Raw genomic sequence first — 26587 nt, 5'->3', positions numbered from 1 at the left:
ACAGAGTAGGCGCTTGTGAAGAGGTGCACAAATCGCGATCTTGATGACTCGCGATACGGCTCCACCTGCCCCTCCATTCCTACAAGATCGATCAACCGCGCTCCTCGGTGGCGCGAGGCGATTATTGCTCAATCCCGACTTCTCTGACCAATCGCGTGCGTGCGGTAACGCTCCGCAGCCAACGCGGCGAGGCGCTTCTCACGTGCCGGGTGGGGAGAACCCCACCCCCGACCGGCCGGCGTACGGGATGGGCCGGCCGGGACCGCGCCCATAGCCTCGAACCATGACCGCCGCGCCGTTGGCCACCGCACCCGTTCCCTCCTCGCCCGTCCGGAGCCTGCTCCGGCGACTCGCCCACGACACCGGCTACGTGCTCTTCAGCCTGCCGCTGGCGATCGTCGGGTTCGTGCTCGCCGTGGCGGGGATCTCACTCAGCGTCGGGCTGCTGGTCACCACGCTCGGCCTGCCGGTCCTGGCCGGCGTGCTCTACGCGGCGCGCGGGCTGGCCGACCTGGAACGGCTCCGGCTCCCCGGCGTGCTCGGCCGGCCCCGGGTCCGCCCGGTCTACCTGACCCCCGGGCGCGGCGCCCGGTTCTGGCGGCGGGTGTTCACCCCGATCCGCGACCCGCAGTCCTGGCTCGACCTGCTGCACGCGTTCCTGCGGCTCCTGGTGACCCTGCCCACGTTCGTGCTGATGGTGGTCTGGTGGGCGCTGGCGCTGACCGGCACGCTCTACGGCGGGTACGACTGGGCCATCCCGCGCGGGCCGGACCAACAGGACCTCAGCCAGCTCCTCGGCATGGGCGACGGGGCCGGCGCGCGGATCGCGCTGAACACCGCCATCGGCCTGTTCGCGCTCCTCACCCTCCCGCTGATGGCCCGGAGCCTGGCCCGGATCCAGGGCGGCCTGGCGTACTCGCTGCTCACCGGCGTGGCCGAGATGCGGCAGCGGATCGTCACGCTGGAGGAGCAGAAGCGGGCCGCCGCCTCGGCCGAGGCGTCCGCGTTGCGCCGGTTGGAACGGGACATCCACGACGGGCCGCAGCAACGCCTGGTCCGCCTCGCCATGGACCTGGGGCGGGCCCGCCACCAGCTCGCCGCCGACCCGGACGCGGCCCGGCGCACGCTGGACGAGGCGGTCGCCCAGACCCGCGAGACGCTCGACGAGTTGCGCGCGCTCTCCCGGGGCATCGCGCCGCCGATCCTGGTCGACCGGGGGCTGCCCAGCGCGCTCGCCGCGCTCGCCGCCCGGGCGCTGGTGCCGACCGAACTGATCGTCGACGACGACCTGGGCACCGCCGAGGGCCGGCTCGACCCGGGCCTGGAGAGCACCGCCTACTTCGTGGTGGCCGAGGCGCTGACAAACGTCGCGAAGCACAGCCGGGCCGACGCCTGCCGGGTGGAGGTGACCCGGAAGGTGGGCCGACTGGAGATCACCGTCGCCGACGACGGGGTCGGCGGCGCGCACCTGGCCAAGGGGCACGGGCTCAGCGGCATCGCCGACCGGGTCCGGGCGGCCGGCGGCACGCTGGAGGTGGACAGCCCGGCCGGCGGGCCGACCCGGATCCACGCCGAGCTGCCCCGGTGACCGCCCGCCGCCCGGCCCGGCGACCCGCCGAACCGCCCCGGTGACGGCCGCCGACGACGCGCCGTACCGGGTCGAGGCCGCGCGGTGGGACCCGGACGTGGTAGACACCGGACCCATGCGGGTGGTGATCGCGGACGACGCCGTACTGCTCCGGGAGGGGCTGATCCGGCTGCTGACCGAGTTCGGGCACCAGGTGGTGGCCGCCGTCGGCGACGGGGACGCGCTTGTCGACGCCGTGGTGGCGCACCGGCCGGACATCTCGGTGGTGGACGTGCGGATGCCGCCGTCGCACACCGACGAGGGGCTGCGCGCCGCCGTGGAGGCCCGTCGCCGGGTGCCGGGCACGCCGATCCTGGTGCTGTCCCAGTACGTCGAGGTGTCGTACGCCGACGACCTGCTGGACACCGCGGGCGGCACCGGCGGCGGCATCGGCTACCTGCTCAAGGACCGGGTGGCCGCGATCGACGAGTTCCTGGACGGGCTGGCCCGGGTGGCCGCCGGCGGCACCGTGCTGGACCCGGAGGTGATCAGCCAACTGCTGGTACGGCGGCGGCGCGACGACCCGTTGGCCGCGCTGACCCCGCGCGAGCGCGAGGTGCTGGCGCTGATGGCCGAGGGCCGCTCCAACACCGCCATCGCCCGCGCCCTGGTGGTGAGCGACGGCGCGGTGGAGAAGCACGTCCGCAACATCTTCACCAAGCTCGACCTGCCGCCGGACGCCACCACCCACCACCGCCGCGTGCTGGCCGTCCTGGCCCACCTCCGCGCCTGACGCGCCGGCTCAGGGCAGCGCGCGGGCCAGCGTGACCGCCTCGGTGAGGGTGTCGGCGGTCGGGTGACCGCTGGCGCGCAGCCGGGCCGGGTCGGAGAGGCCGCCGGTGTAGAGGACGGCCGCGCCGCCGACCGAGGTGGCCGCGTCGGCGTCGTCGAGCGAGTCACCGATCAGCACCACGTCGGCGCCGGCCAGCCCCAGCTCGGCGAGGTGCTTCTCCAGCCACTCGGCCTTGGGCCCGCCGCCGACCGCGGCGCGCAGCCCGTCCACCCGGCTGAAGTGCGGGGTCAGCCCGTACGTGTGCACGGTGGGCACCAGCTCGTCGTGGAACCACATGGACAGCAGCGACTGGCTGCCCGGCCAGGCGGCGATCGCGGCGGTGGCGTCGGCGGCCAGCGCGCAACTGGTCAGCCCGGCCCGGTACGCGTCGTGGAAGATCCGGTCGAGCGCGCCGAACGCCTCGGCGTCGACCGCCCGGCCGAGCATCTCCGCGTAGTAGTCGGCGATCGGCCGGCGGAACCGCACCCGGTGCTCGTCCGCGCTGACCGCCGGACCACCGGCGCTGGCGAACGCCACGTTGGTGGCGCGCACCACCAGGTCGAGGTCGTCGAGCAGGGTGCCGTTCCAGTCCCACACCAGGTGGCGCCGCGTAGCCGTCACCCGAGCACCATAGTTCACAGTTGCGGGGTGGTCAGGTCCCGCAGCAGCCGGTCCTCCTCGACCCGCCAGTAGCCGTGCTCCTTGCCGTCGAGCAGCACCACCGGCAGCCGGTCGCCGTAGTCGCGCTCCAGCTCGACGTCGCCTGTCACGTCCTTCTCCACCCAGCGGTCGCCGGTGACCGCCACCACCCGGTCGAGCGCCGCCTTCGCGTCCTCGCAGAGGTGGCAGCCGGGCCGGGTGATCAGGATGAGCCTCGCGTCACTGGACATCGGATACCTCCGTGCGGGTCTCGGTCGGCGGTGCCGGCGACGGCACCACGGGCGCCGGGCGCAGCTCGGTCTTGCGGACCTTCCCGATCGCCGAGTACGGCAGCGCGTCGACGAACTCGACGGCGGTCGGGCACTTGAACCGGGCCAGGTTACGCGCGCAGTGGGCGAGCAGCTCCGCCGCCGTCACCGACGAGCCGGCCGCGCGCACCACGTACGCCCGCACAGTCTCGCCGGTCCGGAGGTGCGGCACGCCCAGGACCGCCGACTCGGCCACCCCGGGGTGCGCCTGGAGCACCGACTCGACCTCGTGCGGGTAGACGTTGAAGCCGTTGACCAGGATCAGCTCGCCGAGCCGGTCGACCAGGAACAGGTCACCGTCGCCGTCGGCGTACGCCACGTCGCCGGTGGCCCACCAGCCGCCCGGGCCGGGCCCGCCCCGCCCGTCCGGCCAGTAGCCGGCGAACAGGTTCGCGCCGCGCACCACGATCTGCCCGGGGTCGGTGCCGACCGGGTCGTCGGTGAGGTCCATCCCGTCGTCGTCGGTCTCGGCGGCGGGCACCCCGTCGCGCCACAGCTCGTCGCTGTCGGAGCCGACCAGGCGCAGCTCGACGCCGGGCAGCGGGCGGCCGATCGAGCCGGGCTTCGGCTCACCGCCGACAAGCGTGGAGGTGAGCACCGGCGCGGTCTCGGTGAGCCCGTAGCCGACGTGCACGGGATGCCCGGTCAGCTCGGTGAAGCGCGCCCCGACGGGCAGCGGCAGCGGCGCCGCGCCGCACACCGCGACCCGCACCCCGGCCAGCGCCGCGCTCGGGTCGCCGGCCGCCTCAGCCCAGGTCAGGAACATCGACGGTACGCCGAGCAGCACGCTGACCCGGTGCCGGGCGATCTCGTCGAGCGCCCCGGTCGGGCCGGGCTCGTCGACGAGCACGCCGGTCGCGCCGTGACGCAGCACCGCCCCGAGCCCGGCGTTCAGCCCGTACGCGTGGAACAGCGGCAGCGCCAGCAGCACGGTGTCGTCGGGGCCGACCACCGGCGGGTCGATCCGGTCGGCCTGGGCGTGGTTGGCGGCCAGCGCCCGGTGCGACAGCATCGCGCCCTTGGGCCGGCCCTCGGTGCCCGACGTGTAGAGCAGTACGGCCAGGTCGTCCCCGTCCCGCGTCGGGAACCGGGCCGGGGCGTCGTCGTCGGCGACCGGCGGGACGGTGTGCACCGCGCGCAGCGCGGGCAGGTCGGCGGGGTCCACCCGGGCGGTCACGTCGGCGGCGCCGACCAGGACGGCGGCACCCGAGTCGGCGAGCACGTGCCGCAGTTCCCGGCCGGTCAGCGCGGGGTTGACCGGCACGGCGACCAGGCCGGCGCGGAGCGTGGCCAGGTAGGTGACCACGAAGTCGGGGGTGTTGCCGAAGCCGATCGCCACCCGGGGCGGGTGTGGCGTCCGGTCCGCCGGCGGCGCGGCGGCCTGCAGCGCGTGGGCGGTGGCGGTGACCGCGGCGTCCAGCGCGGACCAGGTGAGCGTGGTGTCGCGCCAGTGCAACGCGACCCGGCCGCCGCGTTCGGCGGCGGCCCGGCGGAGGCGGTCGGCGAGGTTCGGCGCGGTGCTGTCGGCGGCGTCCTGCACGGTGGCTGAGTCTGGCACAGCGGGGTGCGCCGGGCCATGCCCCCGAGCGCCGCCCGGGTCCGCCGGGTGAGACCGCAATTGACAGTGGACGCAATTCCCATACGTGGGAGCGTGATCTTCGCGGGCTGCGGAGGCGGGACTGGAGTCGGGTTCACGAACCACGCTCACGACACGCCGAGCGGCCGAAAAATCGGCCTCTACCTGGACTTCCACTGCGGACCAGGTTGCCGCACGAAAGTCAACCACGAGCGACGGACAACCGGTCCGGCAGGAGTGCGACCACGCGGGAAATACTTCCGCTCTGTGTAACGGACTTGCCACGCGCGGGTGACGTTGGGCCTATCATCACTCGGGTCGGCTCACCCATTTGCCGTGAGTCGACACCCCTCAGCCCGAGGAGGCCCCCGTGCCCGTGAGCGCATTGGACCAGCACCTCAACGGTACGTGCCGCCCGCCGACACGTCCCGCACCGGCCGCGCCCCACCGGGTCGCGCCCGGCCCCGCAGCGCCGCACCGGCGCCCGGCGAGGTCGCTGCCCATCTGGACCGGGGAGGCACGGTGACCACGTTCGGTTACGCGGAACGGCCGGCCGGGGTGACCGGCCCGACCCAGCGGAACCCGCTCAACGAGCGCGCCGAGCCCGCGCCACGCGCGGACGGCCTGCTCGCGCTGAGCGGCGAGGCTAGACGGACCCGCAGCCGCGCGCACCACGGCAACGAGGCGCCGCTGCGCCCGGCGTCCCCCGGCGGCAACGCGAAGCCCGCCGCCGGGCGCGTCGGTGCCCCGCCCCGCCCGGCCGTACCGCCGGCCCAGGCCCGCCGCGGTGACGCGGCGACCAGCGCCGAGCCGTCCGCCGCCGCCGAGACCGCGGTGCTGCCCGTGGTGACCGTCGGCGACACCGCGGTGCTGCCGGCCGTCCCGGCCGCCACGCCGGCCACCGGCTTCCCGAGCCGCCCCGACCCGTCCGACCCGGCCACCGAGGTCTGGACGCTCGTCGAGCGGGCGCAGGCCGGCGAGTCCGAGGCGTTCGGCCTGATCTACGACCGGTACGTCGACACCGTCTTCCGGTTCGTCTACTTCCGGGTCGGCAACCGCCAACTCGCCGAGGACCTCACCTCCGACACGTTCCTGCGGGCCCTCAAACGCATCGGCAGCTTCACCTGGCAGGGGCGTGACCTGGGCGCCTGGCTGGTCACCATCGCCCGCAACCTGGTCGCCGACCACTTCAAGTCCGGGCGCTACCGGCTGGAGGTGACCACCGGCGACGTCCTCGACGCCGACCGGGAGGACCGCGGTCCGGAGGGCAGCCCGGAGGCGGCGGTGGTCGAGCACATCACCAACGTCGCCCTGCTCACCGCCGTCAAGCAGCTCAACCCGGAGCAGCAGGAGTGCATCGTGCTCCGGTTCCTGCAAGGCTTCTCGGTCGCCGAGACGGCCCGTGCCATGGGCAAGAACGAGGGCGCCATCAAGGCTTTGCAATACCGGGCGGTACGGGCGCTGGCCCGGCTGCTGCCCGACGGCTTCCAGGCCTGACCCACCGCGTCCCCGTCCCGCCACCGGCCCGACGCCGGTGGCTGACGCGCGCCCCGGCCCGCCCGCGACCCCCGTCACACCCGGTTATTTCGCCCCCGAACGGCCCGTAACCGGCGACCGGCGCGAACCGTTTCTCCGGGTGCGACCAGTGGTTGTCCCGGCGTCCCCCGGGCCCACCCGGTCCGGCGGGTCAGGTCGGCCGTCCCGGTCGGCACTCGGCCACACGCTGCCACGGGTCGCTGGTGACGACGACGGCCGCCCGGCCGTGACCAGCGAGAGGGGGTGCCCGCGGTGGACAGCGACCTCTTCTCCGGTCGGCGAGCCGAGCGCTTCGCGCAACTCCTCGACGAGGCCAACGGCGGACGCCGACACCACGTCCGGTCCCGCGCCGACGGCGAACTCACCGCGCTCGTGGGAGTGACCCGCCGGCTCACCGTCGAGCGGCCCACCGTCGAGGTCGACGCCGACTTCCGCACCGGCCTGCGCGCGATGCTGGTGGCCACCGCCGACCGTGAGGGCGTCCCCGCCACCACCGACGCCGGCGCCAGCACCGGCGGGCTCGGCGCGCTACTGCCCGCCATCACCGGCCGCCGGGCGCGGGCCCGGGGCGCGATCCTGGTCGGCGTGGCCGCCGGCGCGATCGCCCTCTCCGGCATCTCCGCCGCCAGCGAGAACGCGCTGCCCGGCGACGCGCTGTACGGCATGAAGCGCTCCACCGAACGCGCCCAGCTCGCCCTGGCCAGCTCGGACATCAGCCGCGGTCAGCTCTTCCTCGACTTCGCCCGGACCCGGCTCGACGAGGCCGCCACGGTCCGCGACGACCGGCTCGGCTTCAGCGCCGTCCTGGACGACATGGACGCGGACACCCGCCAGGGCGTACGCCTGCTGACCACGGTGGCCGCGCAACGCTCCGACCCGACCGCGCTGGACGCCGTGGACACGTTCCTCGCCGGTCAGCGCCGGGTGGTCAGCGGCCTGCTCGCCCGGCCCGACCACGCCGACCGGGACCGCACCCGCCGCTCGCTGGCCCTGCTCGACGCCGCCGGCCGACGCGCCGACGCGCTGCGCGAGACGATCGCCTGCGGGCTGCCCGCGCCGGCCGCCAGCGACACGCTCGGGCCGGCGCCGGCCACCTGCCCCGGCGAACGCTGAGCGCGCGGCCACACTTCCCGCGACGGACACCCGGCCGTCACGAGACGCCGGATACGGTGGACGCGGCACGCGTACCAGGGTCGTCGAGGGAGGGAGGTCGCGGTGACCGGGTCCCGCAAGGTGACGGTCAGCACCGACGTCCACGGGCACACCGCCGGTTGGGCGGAGACCCCGGCGGCACCCGCGACCACGATCGCGCCGGACCCGACGGCCGCCGCCTTCTTCGACGTGGACAACACGATGATGCAGGGCGCGTCGATCTACTGGTTCGCCCGCGGGCTGGCCGCCCGGAACTACTTCACCGCCGGTGACCTGGCCCGGTTCGCCTGGCAGCAGGCCCGGTTCCGGCTGCTCGCCACCGAGCACGCCGGGACCATGTCCCAGGCCAAGGAGGCCGCGCTCGCCTTCGTGCAGGGCTGGCGGGTCGACGACGTGGAGCGGCTCACCGAGGAGATCTTCGACGAGCTGATGGCACCGCGCATCTGGGCCGGCACCCGCCGGCTGGCCCAGCGTCACCTCGACGCGGGCGAGCGGGTCTGGCTGGTCAGCGCCGCCCCGGTGGAGATCGGCCGGGTGATCGCGGCCCGACTCGGCCTGACCGGCGCGATCGGCACGGTGGCCGAGGTGGTCGACGGGGCGTACACCGGCCGGCTGGTCGGCGATCTGATGCACGGGCCGGCGAAGGCGGAGGCGGTCACCCAGCTCGCCGCCGTGGAAGGGCTGGACCTGAACCGCTGCGCGGCCTACAGCGACTCCGCCAACGATCTGCCGATGCTGTCCGCGGTGGGCCGCGCGGTCGCGGTCAACCCCGACCCGGCGCTGTCGCGGCGGGCCCGGGAGCGGGGCTGGGAGGTCCGTGACTTTCGCACCGGCCGGCGGGCCGTCCGCATCGCCGTGCCCTCGACCGCCGCCGCCGGGCTGCTCGCCGGCGCGGTGACCGCCGGGCTGGCCCTGCACCGCCGCCGCCAGCGCGCCTGACCCGGCGCTCAGGGGCCGAACGGGTCCGGACGGCGTTCGAGCAGCTTGTGCAGCGTCTGCTGGATGGTCTCCCGCACCTGGTCGGCGAGGTTGAACACGACAAGCGGGTCGTCCGCGGAGTCCCGCAGGTGCGCGGTCGGGATCGGCGGGCAGAACTCGATCAGCCACTTGCTCGGCAGCGGCACCATGCCCAGCGGCCCCAGCCAGGGGAACGTCGGCGTCACCGGGAAGTACGGCAGCTTGAGCAGCCGGGCGAGCGGCTTGATGTCGGCGAGCATCGGATAGATCTCCTCGCCGCCGACGATGGCCACCGGCACGATCGGCGTGCCGGTGCGCAGCGCGGCGGAGACGAAGCCGCCCCGGCCGAAGCGCTGGAGCTTGTAGCGGTCGGAGTAGAGCTTGCCGATGCCCTTGAAGCCCTCCGGGAACACGCCGACCAGCTCGCCGTTGCCGAGCAGCCGTTCGGCGTCCGGGTTGCAGGCGACCGTGCCGCCGGTCTTGCGGGCCAGCTCGGACACCACGGGCATCCGGAAGACCAGGTCGGCGCCGAGCAGGCGAAGGTAGCGGTGGCTCGGATGCCGGTCGTGCAGCGCCGCGGAGAGGATCAGCGCGTCCAGCGCCACGGTGCCGGAGTGGTTGCCCACCACCAGGCCCGCACCCTCGGCCGGCACGTGCTCCAGGCCGCCCACCTCGGTGCGGAACCAGTCCCGGTAGAGCACCCGGACCAGCGGGTGGAAGACCGCGTCGGTGAGGTCCGGGTCGAAGCCGAACTCGTCCACCTCGTAGTCACCGGCGAGCCGGCGGCGCAGGAACGCGAGCCCTCGCGCGACCCGGCGGTCCCACTGGTCCCCGGGCCGGTCGCCCACCGCCGGCCCGGACGGGCCGGTCCCGGGGGTGGCGCTCTCCGCCACCGCCGGCCCCGCCACGGCCTTCTTCGCGACCGCCTTCTTCGCCACGGTCTTCTTCGCGACCGGGCGGGTGGTCGGCTCGTCAGCGGAGGTGTCCGGCTCGTCGGCCGGCTCCGGGGGCGCGGGCGGTCGGGCGGCCGGCGCGGTGACCGGCCGGTGCCCGTTGCGCCGCGCCGGCTCCGCGTCCGGCCCGGGCCCGGTCGGGGGTACGTCGAAGCGGGCGTCCCACCGCTCCGGTGTGCTGCTCACGAGCGCTCCCGAACGGTCGAGCGGACCTGACGGATGCTCTCCAGCACCAGTTGCTCGGCCGCGGCGAGCTGGTCGCGGGTCACCACCACCCCGCCGTGGTGGGCGCGGACGAAGTCGTCGAAGGCGGCAGCGGTCGAGCGGGGGGTGAAGCCGAACTCGCGCTCCAGCCGGGTGGTGTCCACCACCCGACCGTGCACGAAGAGGTCGACCTGGTCCAGCCCGTACCGGCCGAAGCCCAGGGTGCGGGCGACCGCGGCCACCCCGGCCAGGCCCGGTTCCAGCACCGGCACGGCCACCCGGCCGGCCCGGCGGATGGCCTGTGACAGCGACAGCACGCCCGGACCGGCCACGTTGAACGTCCCCGGGTGCTCCTCGGCGACCGACCGGTGCAGCACCGTCAACGCGTCGTCGATGTGCAGGAACTGTAGGCGCGGGTCGCGGCCGAAGATGGTGGGCACCACCGGCTGCGCGAAGTAGCGGGTGAGCGTGGTGTCGGCCGTGTAGCCGATGAACGGCGCGAAGCGCAGCACGGTGGCGGTGACCTCGGGCCGGCGGCGGCGGAAGCCGCGAACGTACCCCTCGATGTCGAGGATGTCGCGGCCGAACCCGCCACGCGGCACCTCGCGCGGCTCGGTCTCCTCGGTGAAGACGGCCGGGTCGCGGAACGACACCCCGTACGCGGCGGTCGACGAGCGGACCACCAGCCGGCGCAGGCGCGGCGCGCGCTGGGCGGCGGCGAGCAGCTGCATGGTGCCGATGACGTTCTGTTCCTTCATCGCCGCCCGACCGCCGTGCTGCGGGTCGGGCGCGGTGACCAGCGCCAGGTGCGCCACGGCGTCGACATCGAGGTCGATCAGGAGACCGCCGAGCGAGTCGAGGTCGAGCCGGACCAACTCGACGTCGGAGAGCAGGTCGGCCAGCTCGGGGTTGGGCGGGGCCGGGTCGACGCCGATGACCCGCTCGATGCGTGGGTCGGCGGCGAGCCGGGCGGCGAGGTTGGCGCCGAGGAACCGGCCGACCCCGGTGACGACGACGACCCCCGGGGCACCGGAGGTGCCACCGGGGGTCATGTCGTGCGCCTTGCGCGGCAGGCAGGATCGAGCCGGAACGTCCGCGGCCTGATCACCTGAGCCTCCGAGGGTCGACAGTTGGCAAGTGGTGCCGGTGCCGGGTCAGCGCCCGGCCCCGGTCACTTGCCGAGACGGCGACGCTGGACGCGGGTCTTGCGCAGCAGCTTGCGGTGCTTCTTCTTAGCCATGCGCTTGCGGCGCTTCTTGACCACCGAGCCCATACGACAGCCTTTCGATGCAACGTGCGGGGCGGACCGGGAGGCACCACCAACGCGGTGGCGCCGTGCCCGCTTGCGGACAACGGACCGGACCAGCGTGGTGGGCCGGGCACACCAGGAGCGATCACGGTCGGGCTCCAGGGTAGCCGGAGTGCGTCAGCAGGACCAACGCGCCCCCGTCGATGCCCCTTTTCGTCGCACTCGGCGGGCGTCGCCGAGGGCTCAGGCGGACTCCTGGAACGCGCCCCGGAGATATTCGTGCACGGCATGCTCGGGCACCCGGAACGAACGACCGACCCGCACCGCGGTCAGCTCACCGCTGTGCACGAGACGGTAGACCGTCATCTTGGAGACCCGCATGACCGTTGCCACCTCGGCGACGGTCAGGAACCTGACATCCGACAGCCGTGCGTCGGACTGCGACCCGGCCATGGCTCACCGACCCATTCCCGTGCCCGGCGCGTGCCACCGGGCAGGTGCTCCCGCCTCGACGAGCGACGCGCGTGTAATGAGTACGGTAGCGGGACGGCTGTGACCTGCGCGATCCCTTCCGTCCTTTGATCATGGCCGGACGGGCGTCCGCCGGGGCTTTTTCGCCCGGACGGGTGGCGCGTCCGGATCGCCTACTCGGCGCGCAACGCCACCACCGGATCGAGCCGGCCGGCCCGCTGCGCCGGCACCACGCCGAACACGATGCCCACCGCCGCCGAGACGCCGAACGCCAACGCCAGCGACCACCAGGTGATCGCGGCCGGGATCGGGGAGAACGCGTCGACGAGCAGCGCGGTGCCCACCCCGAGCGCCATCCCGGTCAGGCCACCGATCGAGGTGAGCAGCACCGCCTCCAGCAGGAACTGCACGCCGATGTCCCGGGGCCGGGCGCCGACCGCCTTGCGCAGGCCGATCTCGCGGGTGCGCTCGCGTACCGAGACCAGCATGATGTTGGAGACGCCGACGCCGCCGACCAGCAGCGAGATGCCGGCGATCGCGGCCAGCACGCCGGTGAGCACGCCCAGGATGTCGCCGAGCACACCGAGGATCTGCTGCTGGGTGACGGCGCTGAACTCGGTGTCCGGGTGCCGGCGGGACAGCTCCGCGACGATCCGCTCGCCGAGCTGGTCGATCCGCTCCCGGTCCGGCGCCTTGACCGCGATGCCGTCGATCCGCCGGGTGCCCCACAGCCGCTGCGCGGCGGTCACCGGGACGTGCACCTCGTCGTCCCGGTCCACGCCGAGGCTCTGCCCGAGCGGGGCGAAGACGCCGATCACCCGGAACCGTACGCCGGCCAGCGTCACCTGCTGGCCGAGCGGATCACGGTCGGGGAAGAGCGTCCGGGCCACCGACGCGCCGAGCACCGCCACCCGGCGGCTGGTGTCCACGTCGGCCCCGGACAGGTAGCGGCCCCGGGCCAGCGACCGGGTGAACACCGACGGGGTGGTCTCCAGCACGCCCTGCACGGTGGTGAAGTCGGACCGGTTGCCGGCCCGCGCGGTCGCGCCGGAGGCCACCGTCACGGCCACCCGGCCGGGATCGCCGACCACCCGGGAGACGGCGTCGACGTCCTTGAGGTCCAGCGGCGACACCACCGGCGCGGTGCCCACCTCGATCTTCCCGGGCACCACCAGCAGCAGGTTCGAGCCGAGCCCCTCGACCTGCTGCTCGACCTGCCGCTTCGTGCCGGTGCCGATGGCCACCAGGATCACCACCGAGGCGACCCCGATGATCACGCCGAGCATGGTCAGCAGGCTGCGCATCCGGTTGGCGCGCAGCGCGTCCAGCGCCACCCGCCACGCCTCGGCCACCCTCACCGGGCCGCCCCGTCGCCGGCACGCGGAAGGCGTCCGGTGGCTCCGGTGGCGCCACCGGAGCCACCGGACGGGTGCCCCGGGCCGCTTCCGGACGCGGACCGGGGCTCCGCGCTGGGAGCGGGACCCAGTGTCGCAGGTCCGTCCGCGTCGGCCGACCCCGGTCGATCATGAGCGGTGTCGGACCGGATCAGCCCGTCCCGGACCGCGATCCGCCGACGTGCGCGGGCCGCCACCTCCTGGTCGTGCGTCACCATCACCAGCGCCACCCCGGACTCCGCGTTCAACCGCTCCAGCAGCTCCAGCACCGCCTCGCCGGTGACGCTGTCCAGGTTGCCGGTGGGCTCGTCGGCGAGCAGCACCGCCGGCTCGGTGACCAGCGCCCGGGCGATCGCCACCCGCTGCTGCTCGCCTCCGGAGAGCTGGTTCGGCCGGTGGTGCAGGCGATGCCCCAGCCCGACCCGGCCCAGCATCGCCGCCGCCCGTTCCCGCCGCTGCCGCGCCCCGACGCCCCGATAGACGAGCGGCAGCGCCACGTTGTCCACCGCGGACGTCCGGGCCAGCAGGTGGAACGCCTGGAAGACGAAGCCGATCGTCTCGTTGCGCAGCGTCGCAAGCTCCGGCGCAGTCAGCGTGGCCACGTCCCGGCCACCGATCACCAACCGGCCGCCGGTGGGCCGGTCCAGCCCGCCCAGCAGGTGCATCAGCGTGGACTTGCCGGAGCCGGAGGGCCCGATCACCGCCACGTACTCGCCCTGGTCGATGGTGAGCGACACGCCGCGCAGCGCGGACACCGACACCCCGTCCAGCTCGTACGCGCGGGAGACGTCGACCGCCTCGACCGCGGCGACGGTCACGGCAGTTCCTGGCCGTCGCGCACCTGGTCGGCGCCGCGCACCACGACCCGGTCGCCAGCCCGCACCCCGTCGACGATCTGCACCAGATCCTGCCCCTGCACGCCGACGGTCACCGGCACCCGGTCCGCCCGGCCGCCCCGCAGCACCCAGACCGCGTCCCGCCCGTCGGCGGAGAAGACCGCCGAGGCCGGCACCGCCACCGCGTCCGTCGCCTCCCGGACCCGGAGCCGGACCACCGCGTTCATGCCCGGACGGGGCGCCGGGGCGGCCTCCTCGCCGAGCCGGCCGGCACCCAGGTCGAGCCGGACCCGGTAGGTGACACCGCCCCGCGCCGAGCTGGTGGGCAACACGTCGACCGAACGGACCGTCGCCTCGTACGTCGCGCCGGTCACCGCGTCCAGCTCGACCGAGGCGGGCACCCCGGCGCGGACCAGCAGCACGTCCGTCTCGTCCACCTCGGCGAGCAGGCCCAGTCGGCCGATGTCCACCACGGTGAGCACCGGCGTGCCGGCGGTGACCCGGCCACCGGCCGGCACCGCGTCGTCGACCCCGGCCGGCGGGCCCCCACCCGACCCGGCCGCGCCCAACGCCGACGGGTCGAGGCCGGGCACCCCCGCGCCGCCGGCCGCGCCGAGCAACCCGGCCAGGTCGGTAGGCGTCGCCGCCCGGGTGCCGCCCGGCTGCACCACGCCGGCGATCGGGGCGCGCAGCGTCAACGCGTCGACGGTCGCCTTCGCCAGGTCGTACGCCTGCTGGGCCTGGAGGCGCTGGGCGGCCGACAACGCGCCGACGGCGCTGTTCAGGCCCGCCACGCCGCGCTGCACGGCGGCGACCGCGCGGTCGGCGGCGCGGGCGGCCGACGCGTACTGCCGCTGCGCGGACTCGACCTGGAGCAGCAGCGCGGCCCGGGCCTGCGGGTCGCCGACCTTGCCGGCGGCGGCCCGCGCGGCGGCGAACGCCTCGTCGGCGGCCCGGTCGGTGCCGCGCCGGTTGCCGCCCAGGTCGCCGACGCCGACACCCCGGCCGGCCCGCTTCGCGGCGCGCAGCGCGTCCCGCGCCCGGGCGAGGCGCTCCCGCGCGGACGGCGAGTCGATCACCGCGAGCACCTGGCCCCGGGTGACCCGCTGTCCGGGCTGGACCTTCAGGGCGGCCACCGTGCCGTCGGCGGGGGCGGTGAGCGTCGCCGCGGCCCGCGCGGTGACGGTGGCCGGCGCGTCGATCACCTCGGTGACCGGCGCGCGCCCCACGGCGGCGACGCTGACGGTGGGGGTGTCGTCGCCGCACCTGGCGGCGGTGGTGCCGGTCAGCGCGACGGCGGCGAGGAGGGCGGTGACGAGACGGGGGCGGCGGGCCGCGGGCAGCAGCGGCGAGGGGGTGCGGGCCACCGGGCCCATGCTACGACCCGTCGACCGGTGTCGACGCCTCGGCGCGTCGGGTCGCCGCTCAGCCGGCGGCCGACCGGACGTAGGCGACGCAGTCGTCGTGCAGCGCCGGCCACGGATCGCCGAACACCTCGTCGGCGGCGTCGTCCGGGGCGCGGCGCTGGTGCACCACGGCCCGGAAGAAGTCCAGCACCCGCTGCTCGCCGTACCTGTCGACCAGGTGGCGCACCGCCAGGTACCCGACGCCGTAGGCGCCGCCGACCCGGTCGTCGGTCGCGTCGTCGGCCGGCGCCACCGCGTCCAGCCGGCCGGACCACCCGCCCCGGAGCAGCTTGCGCACCTCGGCCAGCCCCTCGTAGCGGTCCACCGGCTGGCCGTCCGTGCCGGCGTACTCGGCCAGCCCTTCCACCAGCCACCAGTCCGCGCGGTCCGCGTAGCCCTGGTCGGGCAGCGAGGCGGCGTGCGTCAACTCGTGCCGGAGCAGGTCGTCGACGCCGGCCGGGGCGAGGCTCTGCGCGTTGAGCACGACGTCGTGGCGGCCACCGCCGACTCCCACCGCGTAACCGGCGGTCCACTTCGGCCGGCCACCGCCGTACCAGCGCTGCCACTCGGCCCGGCCGGCGTAGTACACCAGGTACCGGTCCGGCGGCGGGCCGACCGCGTACCGGTCGGCGGCCCGGGCGGCGGCCTCGGCGCGGGCGAGCAGGCCGGGCAGCTTGGCCCGCTGGGCCGGCGTGGTGGCCACCAGCGCCCGCCTACCGACCGCCACCACCAGGTCGTCCACCTCCCACGGGCGTACGCCGGTCGGGTCCGTCCGGGACGGCTCCACGGCCACCAGCCGCGGCTCCTCCCCCACCAGCCGCCACCGGGTGCCCAGCTCCGCCGTGCTCGGCGCGCAACCCGGCACCACGAAGCAGTAGCCCACCGTCACGGTCAGCCGCCACTGGCCGGGCTGCCCGTCCACCGCCACCGGCACCCGTTCGGTGCCGGGCCGCCACGTCGTGACCCGGAGCGCCCGCAGCGCCGCGTACCGCCGGGTGAGCGCCGGCCGCACGCTCGGCTCCGCCACGGCGAGGAAGCCGGCCTTGTCGCCGCGCAGCAGCGCGCTGCCCTGCCGGTCGAGCTGCGCGACCATCCGCGCGGCGAGTTGCCGCTCGGCCGCCGTACCGGGCGCCTCCCGGCCCGCCGTCTGCTGGCCGGCCGCGTCCGGCGCGAGCTGCCGCAGGAGTACGCCGGGCACCGCGCCCGCGACCAGCCCCAGGGCCAGCCCGAGCACGGTCCAGAGCGGCCACCGCCGCCGCGTCCCGGTCGTCCGGGCCGGGGCGGGCACGACGGGTACGACGGCCGTCTGCGCCGCCGTGGGGGTGAGCGGGACGGGCGGGGCCGCATCCGGCACGGCCGGGCTCGACACCGGCGCAGTCGGTGCCGGCGTGCTCGGTGCCGAAACGGTCGGCTCCGACGCAGACGGCTCCGACGCAGACGGCTCCGACGCAGGTGGTGCCGGGGCAGGTGGTGCCGTGGCAGGTGCCTCCGGGGCGGGAAGCTCCGGGGCAGGGGTCGGGTTCGGCTCCGGGGCCTCCGGCTTCTCAGCCGGCTCCGCACCGGGCAGGGGCGGAGCCGGCGTCACGGCGGGTCCGGATGCGCTCGCCTCGATGGCCACGACCGGGCTCGGGCCGGGGCCACCGGCCCCACTCGGGTCGGACGCGACCGGGCTCGGGCCCGCGGCCACCGACGGCGGGCCGGCCACGGTCGGTCGAGGAATGACCGGGTGCGACGGGGACGGATCGTCCGTCGAGGTTTCTGCTGCCGGAACGGGGTGTGTCGACGCCTCGTCGACATCGGCCTGTGGGCACTGCCCCGCGCCGTCATTCCCGGCGCTCGGCTCGTCGCCGTCGGCTACCCGGCCGGAGGGCTTGTCGTCGCCGTCGGTCACCGGCGAAGGGTACGACCAATCGGGCGTTCCGGGAAAGAGTCCTGCGAGTGTCCCTTCGCTCGCATCTCGCACCAGATCTTGGAAGGAAATGGCCCTCGCAGGGGCCCTCCGCTTCCAAGATCTGCCGTGCCCCGGTCGGGTGCGGCGCGGGTGAGGAGCGTCTTGGTGACAGCCCAGAGGAGCACGAGCACCGCGCCCGCAGGGAAGTGGCCGGTCAGGGTCAGCAGGACTCCGCCAGTGAGGAAGCAGGCGGACTGGACGCCGAGCTTGGCCGGGGCCGGCAGCCGCACGGTGGCACGGGGCGAGCAGAACAGCCCCCAGACGACGGCCATGACCAGTGGGGCGCCCAGGCCTGCGAGCAGCCGCACCGGCCAGCCGGCGTCGAGCGTGCCGCCCCAGAAGCCGGCCGCGGCCAGCAGCGCCACCTCCAGCAGGAAGATGCCGCCCAGCAGCGCCGCCTTCACCGGGACCGCCAGCCGCGGTACGCGAGGTCGAGCCCGTCGATCATCCGGTCGAACGAGCGGTCGACGTCCCGGGGCAGGCCGAATCCGCCCGCCGCCTCCAGCGTGACGAACCCGTGCACGGTGGCCCGGAACATCCGGGTGGCGTCGACGGCGGCGTCCCCGTCGATGCCGTACCCCCGCAGGATCGCGAAGATCGCGTCGACCGCACGTTCGGCGGCGGCCAGGTGCTCGGGGTCGGCCGGGTCGGGCGCGCGCTGGGTGGCCGGGTAGCGGCCGGGGTGCCGCCGGGCGTACCCCCGGTAGGCGGTGGCGACCGCGCGCAGCGCGTCGTCGCCGGCCCGGCCCGCGGCGGCGCTGGTCAGCATGTCGGCGATCTCGGTGGTGGCGAGCACGGCGAGCTTCTGGTGCAGCGCGTCCACGCCCCGCACGTGCTTGTAGAGGCTGGGCAGCGCGACGCCGAGCCGGCCGGCGAGCGCGGCCAGGGTGAGCCGGTCGTGGCCGACCTCGTCGGCCAGCACGGCGGCCTCCCGGACCACCGTCGCCGGGGTCAGGCCGGCCCTAGGCACGCGCGGTCACCGCCAGGAACTCGACCAGGTCGGCGGCGGTGGCGTCGGGCTGGTCGGCGTGCGGGTAGTGGCCGGAGTCGGCGATCATGCGCGCCTCGGCGACGGCGAACTGCCGGCGGGCGGCCCGCGCCTCGGCGCCGGGGTCGGGGAAGTCCGGGTCCTTCGTGCCCATCAGCACCAGCACCGGCTGCCGCACCTCGCGGGCCCGTGCGGTCCAGTGCGGGTCGACCGGCGCGACCACGCCGCGGACCGCGTCCATCCGGCCGCGCAGCCTGGCGACCAGTTCCTTCCGGTACGCGGCGTCGTCGGCCGGCCGCCCGCAGGGGAAGAGCGTGCGGTGGAACATCCCGAACAGTCGTGGGCTGCGCAGCACGGCGGCCTGGAGCGCGCGCATCACCGGGTTCGGCTTCGGCTGGCTCACGAACGGGCTGAGCTGCACGATGCCACTGACCAGCTCCGGCGCGTCGGCGGCGGCGAAGACCACGCCCGCCCCGCTGGACGAGCTGCCGACCAGCGTGGCCGGCCCGCCGTCCAGCTCGCGCACCACGGCGAGCAGGTCGCCGCCGACCTCGGCCGGGGCGTACGTGGGCCAGTGCGGGCTGGAGTCACCGTGCCCGCGGACGTCGATCGACGCGACCCGGTAGCCGGCCGCCACCAGCAGCGGCACCAGGTGTCGGAACGCCGCCCGGTTCTCCCCCATGCCGTGCGCGAGCACCACCAGCGGCCCCGCGCCGTGCACCTCGTACGCGATCGTCCCGCCGTCCCGCGCCACCTGGCTAACTGTCATAGCCGTAAGGCTAATGACATTAGCTTTGCGCGTCAAGGCTTGACCTCAACCCGACCTGAGGTCGCACGATCACCGACATGCCGATCTCCGCCGACACCCACGTACGCCTGGCGCGGCCCAGCCGCGACCTGGCCGCAGCCGTCCGGTTCTGGGCCGACGGCCTTGGCCTGGACGTGCTCTACCGGGGCGCGCCCGACGGGCCGGGCGAGCACGACCTGGTGATGCTCGGCCTCCCCGGCGCGGCCTGGCACCTGGAACTGGTGGGCGGCGCGACGCTGACCGTCGAACCCCGCCCCACCGAGGAGGACCTGTTCGTGCTCTACCTCGACGGCCCGGTGGAGGACGGCCTGGTGACGAGACTGGAACGGGCCGGCGGGACCAGGGTCTCCGCCGGCCCGTACTGGGACAGGTGGGGGATCACGTTCGCCGATCCGGACGGCTACCGCCTCGTGCTCTGCACCCGGACCTGGTCGAACGACTGACTCACTTCTTCGACATCACCGCACGGCCGAAGAACGCCAGGTTGGCCGGGCGCTCGGCCAGCCGGCGCATCAGGTAGCCGTACCACTGGTCGCCGTAGGGGACGTAGGTGCGCACCGTGTAGCCCTCGCCGACCAGGCGCTGCTGCTCCTCCGGGCGGATGCCGTAGAGCATCTGGAACTCGAACCGGCCCGGGTCGCGGTCGAACCAGCGGGCCCGGTCCTCGCCGATCGCGATCAGGCGCGGGTCGTGGGTGGCGAGCATCGGGTAGCCGTCGCCCGCCATCAGCACGTTCATGCAGCGCACGTACGACTTGTCCACCTCGCGGGCGGACTGGTACGCCACCGACTCCGGCTCCTTGTACGCGCCCTTGCACAACCGCACCCGGGACCCGGCGGCGGCCAGCTCGCGGCAGTCCGACTCGGTCCGCCGCAGGTACGCCTGGAGCACCGCGCCGGTCGACGGGTGGTCCTTACGCAGCTTGGCCAGCACGTCCAGCGTCGAGTCGGTGGTGGTGTGGTCCTCCATGTCCAGCGTGACAGTGGTGCCGGCCGCGTCGGCCGCCACGCAGATCTGCCGCGCGTTGTCGTACGCGAACTGCTCGTCGAACGCCTGGCCGAGCGCGGACAGCTTCACGCTGACCTCGGCGGCCGGGGTGAGGCCGGCGGCGCCGAGCAGGCGCAGCAGGGTGAGGTATTCGTCCCGGGTGGCGTTCGCCTGCTCCGGGGTGGTGGTGTCCTCGCCCAGGTAGTCGAGGGTGACCGCTTGGCCGTCGCCGACGAGTGCGCGGGTCGCGCGCAACGCGTCGTCGGTGCCGGCGCCGGCGACGAACCGGCGGACGACGTCCCGGGTGAACGGGGCCGTCGCGACGAGCCGCTCCACCCGGGATGACCGGGAGGCGGCGAGGATGACGGAACGGAGCATGAGCCGAGCGTAACCCCCGCCCTCGACCTCCCGCCGGGTACCCGAAGTGGCGACGATCGGCTACAACGTTCACGTGGAACGACACCCCCGCCGCCGGCTCCGCTCCGCCACCGTGCAGCTCGGTGCGCTGACCGCGCTGGCGCTCGCGCTCTCCGGCTGCAACAACGGCTACGACGACGACGATGACGACTGCGCCCTCGGGCCGGCCGGCGGGGGCGGTGACACCGTCGCGGTGGCGCTGCGGGTCCCCGCGCCGGCCGCCGCGCGCGGCGACGTCGCCCCGACCACCGCCGCGCTGCCCGACCGCGGCGGCTTCGGCACCTTCCTCGCCTCCTGCGGCGGCTGACGTGCGCCGCGAGGCCAGCACGCCGCGCCCCGACTGGGACGACACCATCCGGGCCCAGGGCCTGGTGTACGTCGACACCGAGCTGCCCGACGGCGAGATCATGTCGTACTGGGACGAGACCGCGGCGTACGCGTTCACGCTGGACGAGGTGCTCCGGCTGGAGGAGGCGACCGAGGAGCTGCACCGGATGTCGGTGGCCGCCGCCGAGCACGTGGTGGCCCGCCGCCGCCACGCCGAGTTCGGCATCCCGGAGTGGGCCGCCGAGGCGGTCGCCCGCTCGCTGCGGGAGGCCCCGCCGACGCTCTACGGCCGCTTCGACCTCGCCTACGACGGCACCTGGCCGCCGAAGATGCTGGAGTACAACGCGGACACCCCGACCGCGCTGGTCGAGGCAAGCATCGTGCAGTGGTACTGGCTGGAGCACACCCACCCGGACGCGGACCAGTGGAACAGCCTGCACGAACGGCTGGTCGGCGCGTGGGCCAAGATCGGCGCCGGGCTGCACGACCCGCGCGTGCACGTGCTCTGGTCGAACGAGGAGGAGTCGGGCGAGGACCAGATCACCGCCGGCTACCTCGCCGAGACGGCCCGCCAGGCGGGGCTGGACGTGACGCTCATGCCGATCCAGCGGGTCGGCTGGGACGGGCGGCGCTTCGTCGACGCCGACGACCGGCCGATCACCACCTGCTTCAAGCTCTACCCCTGGGAGTGGATGCTCGCCGAGCCGTACGGGCCGCCGGCGCTGGACCCGGGCACGCCGACCACCTGGATCGAGCCGGCCTGGAAGCTGCTGCTGTCGAACAAGGCGCTGCTGGCCGTGCTCTGGGAGCTGTACCCCGGGCACGAGCTGCTGCTGCCGGCGTACCTCGACTCGCCACGCGGGATGTCCGAGTACGTGGCCAAGCCGTTGCTCGGCCGCGAGGGCGGATCGGTACGCATCGTGACCGGCGACACCGAGATCACCAACCCGGGGATCTACGGCGACGAGGGCTTCTGCTTCCAGGAGTTCCGCGCGTTGCCCCAGTTCGACGGCAACCACGTGGTGCTCGGAAGCTGGGTCGTGGACGGCGGGTCGGCCGGCGTGGGCGTACGCGAAAGCGAGAGCCTCATCACAGACGGTTACGCGCGGTTTCTGCCCCACTACATCGACGCGCCGCGTCCGCGCTGAGTCGTCTACCGTTGGTCCCGTGAACTTCGACGCGTACGCCCGGACCGGGGTCGAGCTCGTCAACGCCCGGCTGGACGACCTGGACGGCCTGCGGGCTCTCTTCCCGGACGAGAACGCCTGGATGCGCGACGAGGTCGCGGAACGGGACCTGGCGATCTTCCGGCGGGCGCAGAAGCGCCTCCGGGACGTCTTCGAGTACGGCACGTCGGGGCGCGACGCCGACGCCGTCACGGAGCTGAACGCGCTGCTGGAGGCGTTCCCGGTGCAGCCCCGCATCTCCGGGCACGACTCCTCCGACTGGCACATGCACGTGACCAGCCGGGGCGCGTCGGTCTCCGCGGAATACCTGGCCGGCGCGGTCTGGGGCCTGTCGGTCTGGCTCTGCGAGTACGGCAGCGCCCGGTTCGGCGTCTGCGCGGACGAACGCTGCGGCAACGTCTACCTGGACACCTCGTCGAACTGCTGCCGGCGGTTTTGCTCGGAGCGCTGCGCCACCCGCTCGCACGTGGCGGCGCACCGGGCCCGCAAGCGCGCCGCGGTCGGCGAGCAGCCGGTGCCGGCCCAGCCGCTCGCCCCGGTGAGCTGACACCCACCGACACGGGTCGGGTCAGGCGTCGACCGGCGAGGGGGCGGTCAGGTTCGCGCGGGCGAACTCCAGCGCCTCGCGCAGATCCGCCTCACGGACCGCGCGGCTCTTCGCGCCCCGGGTGGTCACCTCCACCGCCACCGAGCCGGTGAAGCCGCGGCCGGCCAGCGAACGGAGCAGCTCCGCGCAGGGCTGACCGCCCCGGCCGGGCACCAGGTGTTCGTCCCGCCCCTCGCCGGTGCCGTCACCCAGGTGCACGTGCGCCAGCCCGGCGCCCATCCGGTCGGCCATGGCCAACGCGTCGGCGTGCGAGGCCGCGCAGTGCGACAGGTCCAGCGTGTAGGAGGCGTAGCCGGTGTCGGTCGGGTCCCAGCCCGGCACGTACGGCACGAACTGCCGGCCGGCCATCCGCACCGGGAACATGTTCTCCACCGCGAAACGGAGCCCGCCGAACCGCCCGGCGGTGGCCTCCAGCCCGTCGCCGAACGTCCGCGCGTAGTCACGCTGCCAGGTGAACGGCGGATGCACCACCACGGTCGGCGCCTCCAGCGTCTCGGCCAGCTCGGCGGCCCGGCGCAGCCGCTCCCACGGGTCGGCGCTCCACACCCGCTGGGTGACCAGCAGGCACGGCGCGTGCACCGAGAGCACCGGGACGCCGTAGTGCTCGGCGAGGCCGCGCAGCGCGCCCGCGTCCTGGCTCACCGGGTCCGTCCAGACCATCACCTCGACGCCGTCGTAGCCGAGCGCGGCGGCGAGCTGGAACGCCGCCGCGGTCCGTTCGGGGAAGACCGAGGACGTGGACAGGAGCACCGGCACGCGGGAAGTCACACCCCTCAGGGTAGCCGCCCCCGCCAGGAGGCATCGGGACGAGCACCCGCAAAGCGCCCGTAGCGAGCGCCCCGGATCACATCGGCGCGAGCTGATCCAGCCGACGCAGGATGACCCCCTCCCGCAACGCCCACGGGCAGATGTCCAGGCTGTCGACGTCGAGCCGGCGCATCACCGCCTCGGCCACCACCGCACCGGCGAGGAGCTGGTGGGCCCGCTGCGTGCTGACCCCCTCCAGCTCGGGCAGGTGGGCCGGCGGGATGTGCCGGACGAACCCGAGCACCTGCCGCAGCCCGGTGCGGGTCAGGCTGCGCCGGGCCCATAGACCGGCGCCGGACGGCGCGGCGCCGGCCAGCCGGGCCAGCGTGCGGAACGTCTTCGAGCTCGCCACCGGACGCTCCCAGCCCACCTCGGTCAACTGCTTCACCACCGGGTCGAGCTGCGCGTCCACGTACTCCCGCAGCCCCTCCACGGCCTCGGCGGACGGTGGCAGCAGGCCGGCCGGATCGACCGCCAGCCGCTCCCGGCTGAGCCGGCCCGCGCCGAGCGGCAGCGAGACCGCGACGTCCGGATGCTCGTCGATGCCGGCGGCCAGCTCCAGCGAGCCGCCGCCGATGTCCATCGCCAACAGTCGGCCGGCGGACCACCCGAACCACCGCCGCACCGCGAGGAACGTCATCCGCGCCTCGTCCGCGCCGGAGAGCACCTCCAGGCGTACGCCGGTCTCGTCGCGGACCCGGGCCAGCACCTCGCCCGCGTTGGTGGCGTCCCGGACCGCGCTGGTGGCGAACGCCAGCAGGTCCTCGGCGCCCAGCCCGTCGGCCGCCGCCCGCGCCATGCCGACCGCCTTGACCAGCCCGTCCGCGCCCGCGTCGGTCAACGCGCCGTCCGGGCCGATCTGCTCGGCCAGCCGCAGCACCACCTTCTCGGAGTGCGCCGGCCAGGGGTGCGCGCCGTGGTGGGCGTCGACCACCAGGAGGTGCACCGTGTTGGAACCGACGTCGAGGACACCCAGTCGCATGGGAAAGACCCTAGGGGCAACACGTTTCGTCGGCTCGCCGGCCGGGTGGGGAGAGCACGCGTACGCTGGTCCGGGTGACAGGGCAGATCGAGCTTCGCGTGCTGGTGGACGACCCGGAGGACCCGCGCAGCCGCGAGGTCGGGCTGGATTTCCCCCGGGAGTGGATCGAGTTCGTCGACCCGGCCGACCCGAAGCACGTCGTCCGCGCCGACCTGACCTGGCTGCTCTCCCGCTGGACGTGCATCTTCGGTCAGGGCTGCCACGGCATCGTCGCCGGGCGGGCCGCGGACGGGTGCTGCTCGCACGGCGCGTTCTTCACCGACTCCGACGACGAGAAGCGGGTCCGGGCGGCCGTCAAGCGGCTCACGCCGGAGACCTGGCAGCACTTCCGTCGTGGCTTCAAGAACTGGACCGAGAACGACACGGTCGACGGCAAGACGCCGGCCCGGCGCACCGCCACCCGGGACGTGGACGCGCCCTGCGTGTTCCTCAACGACGCCGACTTCCCGGCCGGCGGCGGCTGCGCGCTGCACGCCCAGGCGCTGCGCGACGGCGTGCACCCGCTGGAGTACAAGCCCGACGTCTGCTGGCAACTGCCGGTCCGCCGGGACCAGGAGTGGCACAAGCGGCCGGACAACACCAAGGTGCTCATCTCCACGCTGGCCGAGTTCGACAGGCGCGGCTGGGGCGCGGGCGGGCACGACCTGGACTGGTGGTGCACCTCCTCCACGGACGCGCACGTCGGCGCCGAGCCGATGTACGTCTCCTACGGCCCGGAGCTGACCGCGCTGATCGGCGCGCCCGCGTACGCGAAGCTGGTCGAGCTGTGCGCCGCCCGCCTGCGCCAGGGCCAGATCGCCCCCCACCCGGCGAGCGAGTAAGGAAGGGCCCCTTTTTAACGCCTCCGGTAGAGCAGGGGCCCCCGTTTAACGCTTCGGGAGCGCCACGTCGATCAGGGCGCGGGCGCTCCGCTTCGCCGCGTCGGCGATCGCCGGATCGCTGTCGAGAACACCGCCGGCCAGGCCGCCGTCGAGCAGCAGGGTGAGTTGGCGGGCCAGCGACTCCGGCTCGGCCGCGCCGGCCTGCCGGGCCAGGCCGGTCACCCAGTCCCGGACCGCGTTCTTGTGCGCGACGGTGCGGGCGTGCACCGGGCTGCCGGCCGGTGTCTCCGCAGCGGTGTTGATGAACGCGCAACCGTGGTAGCCCTCCCGGCGACAGGCTCCGCCGAGCGCGTCGAACATGCCGACGAGCTGCTCGCGCGGGTCGGTCCCGGCGGCCTCCGCCGCCGCCCGCAGCGCCGCCGACCAGGCCAGGTCGACCTTGTCGAGGTACGCGAGCACCAGGTCGTCCTTGCTCGGGAAGTGCTTGTAGAGCGTGGCCTTGGCAACGCCCGACTCGGCGATGACGGTGTCGACCCCGACGCCGCGCGGCCCGTACGCGTAGAACAGCCGGAACGCGGTCTCCAGGATGCGTTCCCGGGCGGCGCCGGCGGGGGTGCGGGCCATGTGGTTCCTCCTCGTTTCTGCGCCGCAGAGTCTACAGACAGGTACGTCTCCTGGAGCCTGTTAGTAGACAGACCTGTCTGTTAGTCTCGGTGAGTACCGAGCACGTTCCGCGAAGCTCGGCCGAGAACGGAGGACGGATTCGACATGCGCATCGCAGTACTGGGCACCGGCATGGTGGGCCGGGCCATCGCCGCCCGCGCCGCCGAACTGGGCCACGAGGTGACCGTCGGCACCCGGGATGTCGCCACCACCCGGGCCGGGAGTTGGGGTGAGTGGGCCAGCGGCCATCCGGGGATCGCCCTGGCCGGGTACGCCGACGCCGCCGCCGGGGCGGACCTGGTCGTGAACGCCACCAACGGCGACGGATCCCTCCCCGCCCTCGACGCGGCGGGTGCGGAGAACCTGGCCGGCAAGATCCTGCTCGACATCGCCAACCCACTCGACTTCAGCCAGGGCTTCCCGCCCACCCTCTCGGTGCTCAACGACGACTCGCTCGGCGAGCGGATCCAACGGGCGTTCCCGCGTACCCGGGTGGTGAAGGCGCTCAACACGCTCACCGCCGACCTGATGGCCCACCCCAAGCAGCTCGCCGACGGCGACCACACCGTCTTCGTGTCGGGCGACGACGCCGACGCCAAGGGCGTGGTCACCGAACTGCTCACCAGCTTCGGCCACACCGACGTGCTCGACCTGGGCGACATCACCACGGCGCGGGGCACCGAGATGCTGCTGCCGATCTGGCTGCGTCTCTACGGCCGACTGGGCACGCCGCTGTTCAACGTGAAGGTCGTGCGCTGAGCGCACGCAGAAGGCCGGCACCCCTGTCCGGGGTGCCGGCCTTCACGCTGTCTCAGCTGTTCCAGTGCTTGTTGACCAGGTCGGTGGCCTGCTTCTCCCACTGCGCGTACGCATCCGGGTAG

General features: G+C 74.5%; 29 protein-coding genes. 11 read left to right on the top strand and 18 right to left on the bottom strand.

Annotation, left to right across the window (positions count from 1 at the left end; genetic code table 11):
* Positions 1-283 precede the first annotated feature (283 nt).
* Positions 284-1588 (top strand): sensor histidine kinase, encoded by a 1305-nt coding sequence (locus ACLQ2W_RS32660; protein ID WP_425791600.1) that lies wholly within the window; start codon positions 284-286, stop codon positions 1586-1588.
* Positions 1589-1703: 115 nt separating this feature from the next.
* The gene (locus ACLQ2W_RS32655) at positions 1704-2360 is read left to right on the top strand and encodes a LuxR C-terminal-related transcriptional regulator (RefSeq protein ID WP_281938297.1); all 657 of its coding nucleotides are present in this window, start codon (positions 1704-1706) and stop codon (positions 2358-2360) included.
* Between the two features lie 9 nt (positions 2361-2369).
* Here ACLQ2W_RS32655 and ACLQ2W_RS32650 read toward each other — a convergent pair whose 3' ends face one another.
* Genes ACLQ2W_RS32650 through ACLQ2W_RS32640 form a run of 3 tightly spaced genes read right to left on the bottom strand, consistent with a single transcriptional unit; the run spans position 2370 to position 4907 of the window.
* Positions 2370-3020 (bottom strand): HAD family hydrolase, encoded by a 651-nt coding sequence (locus ACLQ2W_RS32650; protein WP_396778994.1) that lies wholly within the window; start codon positions 3018-3020, stop codon positions 2370-2372.
* Between the two features lie 14 nt (positions 3021-3034).
* A complete protein-coding gene (locus ACLQ2W_RS32645; protein WP_343444904.1) occupies positions 3035-3289 on the bottom strand; it encodes a glutaredoxin family protein in 255 nt (84 codons plus the stop codon).
* Positions 3279-4907, bottom strand: a complete 1629-nt coding sequence (locus ACLQ2W_RS32640) for an AMP-binding protein (RefSeq protein WP_425791598.1) — start codon at positions 4905-4907, stop codon at positions 3279-3281. Before ACLQ2W_RS32640 ends, ACLQ2W_RS32645 begins: the two co-directional genes overlap by 11 nt.
* A 558-nt stretch (positions 4908-5465) precedes the next feature.
* Between ACLQ2W_RS32640 and ACLQ2W_RS32635 the strand changes: the two genes are divergently transcribed.
* The 3 genes from ACLQ2W_RS32635 to ACLQ2W_RS32625 all read left to right on the top strand — a co-directional run bounded on the left by ACLQ2W_RS32635 (position 5466) and on the right by ACLQ2W_RS32625 (position 8570).
* Positions 5466-6440 (top strand): ECF subfamily RNA polymerase sigma factor, BldN family, encoded by a 975-nt coding sequence (locus ACLQ2W_RS32635; protein ID WP_425791596.1) that lies wholly within the window; start codon positions 5466-5468, stop codon positions 6438-6440.
* 291 nt (positions 6441-6731) lie between these two features.
* Positions 6732-7592, top strand: a complete 861-nt coding sequence (locus tag ACLQ2W_RS32630) for a DUF5667 domain-containing protein (RefSeq protein WP_425791594.1) — start codon at positions 6732-6734, stop codon at positions 7590-7592.
* Between the two features lie 102 nt (positions 7593-7694).
* Positions 7695-8570 carry an HAD family hydrolase gene (locus ACLQ2W_RS32625; RefSeq protein ID WP_425791592.1) on the top strand — a complete coding sequence of 292 codons (876 nt, stop codon included), beginning with the start codon at positions 7695-7697 and terminating at the stop codon, positions 8568-8570.
* 8 nt (positions 8571-8578) lie between these two features.
* Here the strand turns inward: ACLQ2W_RS32625 and ACLQ2W_RS32620 are convergent, their stop codons facing one another.
* From ACLQ2W_RS32620 to ACLQ2W_RS32570, 11 genes are all read right to left on the bottom strand, one after another.
* The gene (locus ACLQ2W_RS32620) at positions 8579-9481 is read right to left on the bottom strand and encodes a lysophospholipid acyltransferase family protein (RefSeq protein WP_425791626.1); all 903 of its coding nucleotides are present in this window, start codon (positions 9479-9481) and stop codon (positions 8579-8581) included.
* 242 nt (positions 9482-9723) lie between these two features.
* Positions 9724-10797: an NAD-dependent epimerase/dehydratase family protein gene (locus ACLQ2W_RS32615; protein ID WP_405091346.1), complete on the bottom strand. Its 1074-nt coding sequence runs from the start codon at positions 10795-10797 to the stop codon at positions 9724-9726.
* A gap of 119 nt (positions 10798-10916) precedes the next feature.
* A complete protein-coding gene (locus ACLQ2W_RS32610) occupies positions 10917-11018 on the bottom strand; it encodes a 30S ribosomal protein bS22 (RefSeq protein WP_007465623.1) in 102 nt (33 codons plus the stop codon).
* Positions 11019-11237: 219 nt separating this feature from the next.
* On the bottom strand, positions 11238-11447 hold the full coding sequence (locus ACLQ2W_RS32605) for a helix-turn-helix domain-containing protein (RefSeq protein WP_013288759.1): 210 nt from the start codon (positions 11445-11447) through the stop codon (positions 11238-11240).
* Between the two features lie 191 nt (positions 11448-11638).
* Complete coding sequence (locus tag ACLQ2W_RS32600; protein ID WP_425791589.1) at positions 11639-12823, bottom strand: ABC transporter permease; 1185 nt, start codon at positions 12821-12823, stop codon at positions 11639-11641.
* A complete protein-coding gene (locus ACLQ2W_RS32595; RefSeq protein ID WP_425791588.1) occupies positions 12820-13677 on the bottom strand; it encodes an ABC transporter ATP-binding protein in 858 nt (285 codons plus the stop codon). The genes ACLQ2W_RS32600 and ACLQ2W_RS32595 overlap by 4 nt, the downstream gene beginning before the upstream one ends.
* Positions 13674-15071 (bottom strand): efflux RND transporter periplasmic adaptor subunit, encoded by a 1398-nt coding sequence (locus tag ACLQ2W_RS32590; RefSeq protein ID WP_425791586.1) that lies wholly within the window; start codon positions 15069-15071, stop codon positions 13674-13676. Before ACLQ2W_RS32590 ends, ACLQ2W_RS32595 begins: the two co-directional genes overlap by 4 nt.
* Before the next feature lie 49 nt (positions 15072-15120).
* Positions 15121-16470: a hypothetical protein gene (locus ACLQ2W_RS32585; protein ID WP_425791584.1), complete on the bottom strand. Its 1350-nt coding sequence runs from the start codon at positions 16468-16470 to the stop codon at positions 15121-15123.
* 518 nt (positions 16471-16988) lie between these two features.
* Positions 16989-17456: a YrdB family protein gene (locus ACLQ2W_RS32580; RefSeq protein ID WP_425791582.1), complete on the bottom strand. Its 468-nt coding sequence runs from the start codon at positions 17454-17456 to the stop codon at positions 16989-16991.
* Positions 17453-18022, bottom strand: a complete 570-nt coding sequence (locus ACLQ2W_RS32575) for a TetR/AcrR family transcriptional regulator (RefSeq protein ID WP_425791580.1) — start codon at positions 18020-18022, stop codon at positions 17453-17455. Before ACLQ2W_RS32575 ends, ACLQ2W_RS32580 begins: the two co-directional genes overlap by 4 nt.
* Positions 18015-18809: an alpha/beta fold hydrolase gene (locus ACLQ2W_RS32570; protein WP_425791578.1), complete on the bottom strand. Its 795-nt coding sequence runs from the start codon at positions 18807-18809 to the stop codon at positions 18015-18017. The genes ACLQ2W_RS32575 and ACLQ2W_RS32570 overlap by 8 nt, the downstream gene beginning before the upstream one ends.
* A gap of 77 nt (positions 18810-18886) precedes the next feature.
* Here ACLQ2W_RS32570 and ACLQ2W_RS32565 point away from each other — a divergent pair, with 77 nt between their 5' ends.
* Positions 18887-19291: a VOC family protein gene (locus tag ACLQ2W_RS32565; RefSeq protein ID WP_425791576.1), complete on the top strand. Its 405-nt coding sequence runs from the start codon at positions 18887-18889 to the stop codon at positions 19289-19291.
* Position 19292: 1 nt separating this feature from the next.
* On the opposite strand, the gene ACLQ2W_RS32560 is transcribed toward ACLQ2W_RS32565, so the two are convergent.
* Positions 19293-20213: a proline dehydrogenase family protein gene (locus tag ACLQ2W_RS32560; RefSeq protein WP_425791574.1), complete on the bottom strand. Its 921-nt coding sequence runs from the start codon at positions 20211-20213 to the stop codon at positions 19293-19295.
* A 73-nt stretch (positions 20214-20286) separates the two neighbouring features.
* Here ACLQ2W_RS32560 and ACLQ2W_RS32555 point away from each other — a divergent pair, with 73 nt between their 5' ends.
* The 3 genes from ACLQ2W_RS32555 to ACLQ2W_RS32545 are packed head-to-tail and all read left to right on the top strand — an operon-like array spanning position 20287 to position 22313.
* Positions 20287-20559, top strand: coding sequence for a hypothetical protein (locus tag ACLQ2W_RS32555; protein WP_405091354.1), 273 nt, complete (start codon positions 20287-20289; stop codon positions 20557-20559).
* Between the two features lies 1 nt (position 20560).
* Positions 20561-21727 (top strand): glutathionylspermidine synthase family protein, encoded by a 1167-nt coding sequence (locus ACLQ2W_RS32550; RefSeq protein WP_425791572.1) that lies wholly within the window; start codon positions 20561-20563, stop codon positions 21725-21727.
* A gap of 19 nt (positions 21728-21746) precedes the next feature.
* A complete protein-coding gene (locus ACLQ2W_RS32545; protein ID WP_107160407.1) occupies positions 21747-22313 on the top strand; it encodes a CGNR zinc finger domain-containing protein in 567 nt (188 codons plus the stop codon).
* Between the two features lie 21 nt (positions 22314-22334).
* On the opposite strand, the gene ACLQ2W_RS32540 is transcribed toward ACLQ2W_RS32545, so the two are convergent.
* Both ACLQ2W_RS32540 and ACLQ2W_RS32535 read right to left on the bottom strand, forming a co-directional pair.
* Positions 22335-23141, bottom strand: a complete 807-nt coding sequence (locus ACLQ2W_RS32540) for a sugar phosphate isomerase/epimerase family protein (RefSeq protein WP_425791569.1) — start codon at positions 23139-23141, stop codon at positions 22335-22337.
* 76 nt (positions 23142-23217) lie between these two features.
* Entirely contained in the window at positions 23218-24162 is a 945-nt protein-coding gene (locus tag ACLQ2W_RS32535) for a Ppx/GppA phosphatase family protein (protein ID WP_405091357.1), read from the bottom strand.
* Positions 24163-24236: 74 nt separating this feature from the next.
* On the opposite strand from ACLQ2W_RS32535, the gene ACLQ2W_RS32530 reads away from it, so the two are divergent.
* The gene (locus tag ACLQ2W_RS32530; protein ID WP_425791567.1) at positions 24237-25043 is read left to right on the top strand and encodes a hypothetical protein; all 807 of its coding nucleotides are present in this window, start codon (positions 24237-24239) and stop codon (positions 25041-25043) included.
* A 45-nt stretch (positions 25044-25088) separates the two neighbouring features.
* On the opposite strand, the gene ACLQ2W_RS32525 is transcribed toward ACLQ2W_RS32530, so the two are convergent.
* Positions 25089-25667, bottom strand: coding sequence for a TetR/AcrR family transcriptional regulator (locus ACLQ2W_RS32525; RefSeq protein WP_425791565.1), 579 nt, complete (start codon positions 25665-25667; stop codon positions 25089-25091).
* 144 nt (positions 25668-25811) lie between these two features.
* Between ACLQ2W_RS32525 and ACLQ2W_RS32520 the strand changes: the two genes are divergently transcribed.
* On the top strand, positions 25812-26465 hold the full coding sequence (locus ACLQ2W_RS32520) for an NADPH-dependent F420 reductase (protein WP_425791563.1): 654 nt from the start codon (positions 25812-25814) through the stop codon (positions 26463-26465).
* The last annotated feature ends 122 nt before the right edge of the window (positions 26466-26587 follow it).

Source organism: Micromonospora sp. DT227 (assembly GCF_049841835.1).
In the GTDB taxonomy this organism is placed as follows: Bacteria; Actinomycetota; Actinomycetes; order Mycobacteriales; family Micromonosporaceae; genus Micromonospora.
The sequence above is the reverse complement of the archived record's forward strand: the minus strand, read 5'-3'. Positions and strand labels throughout refer to the sequence as shown.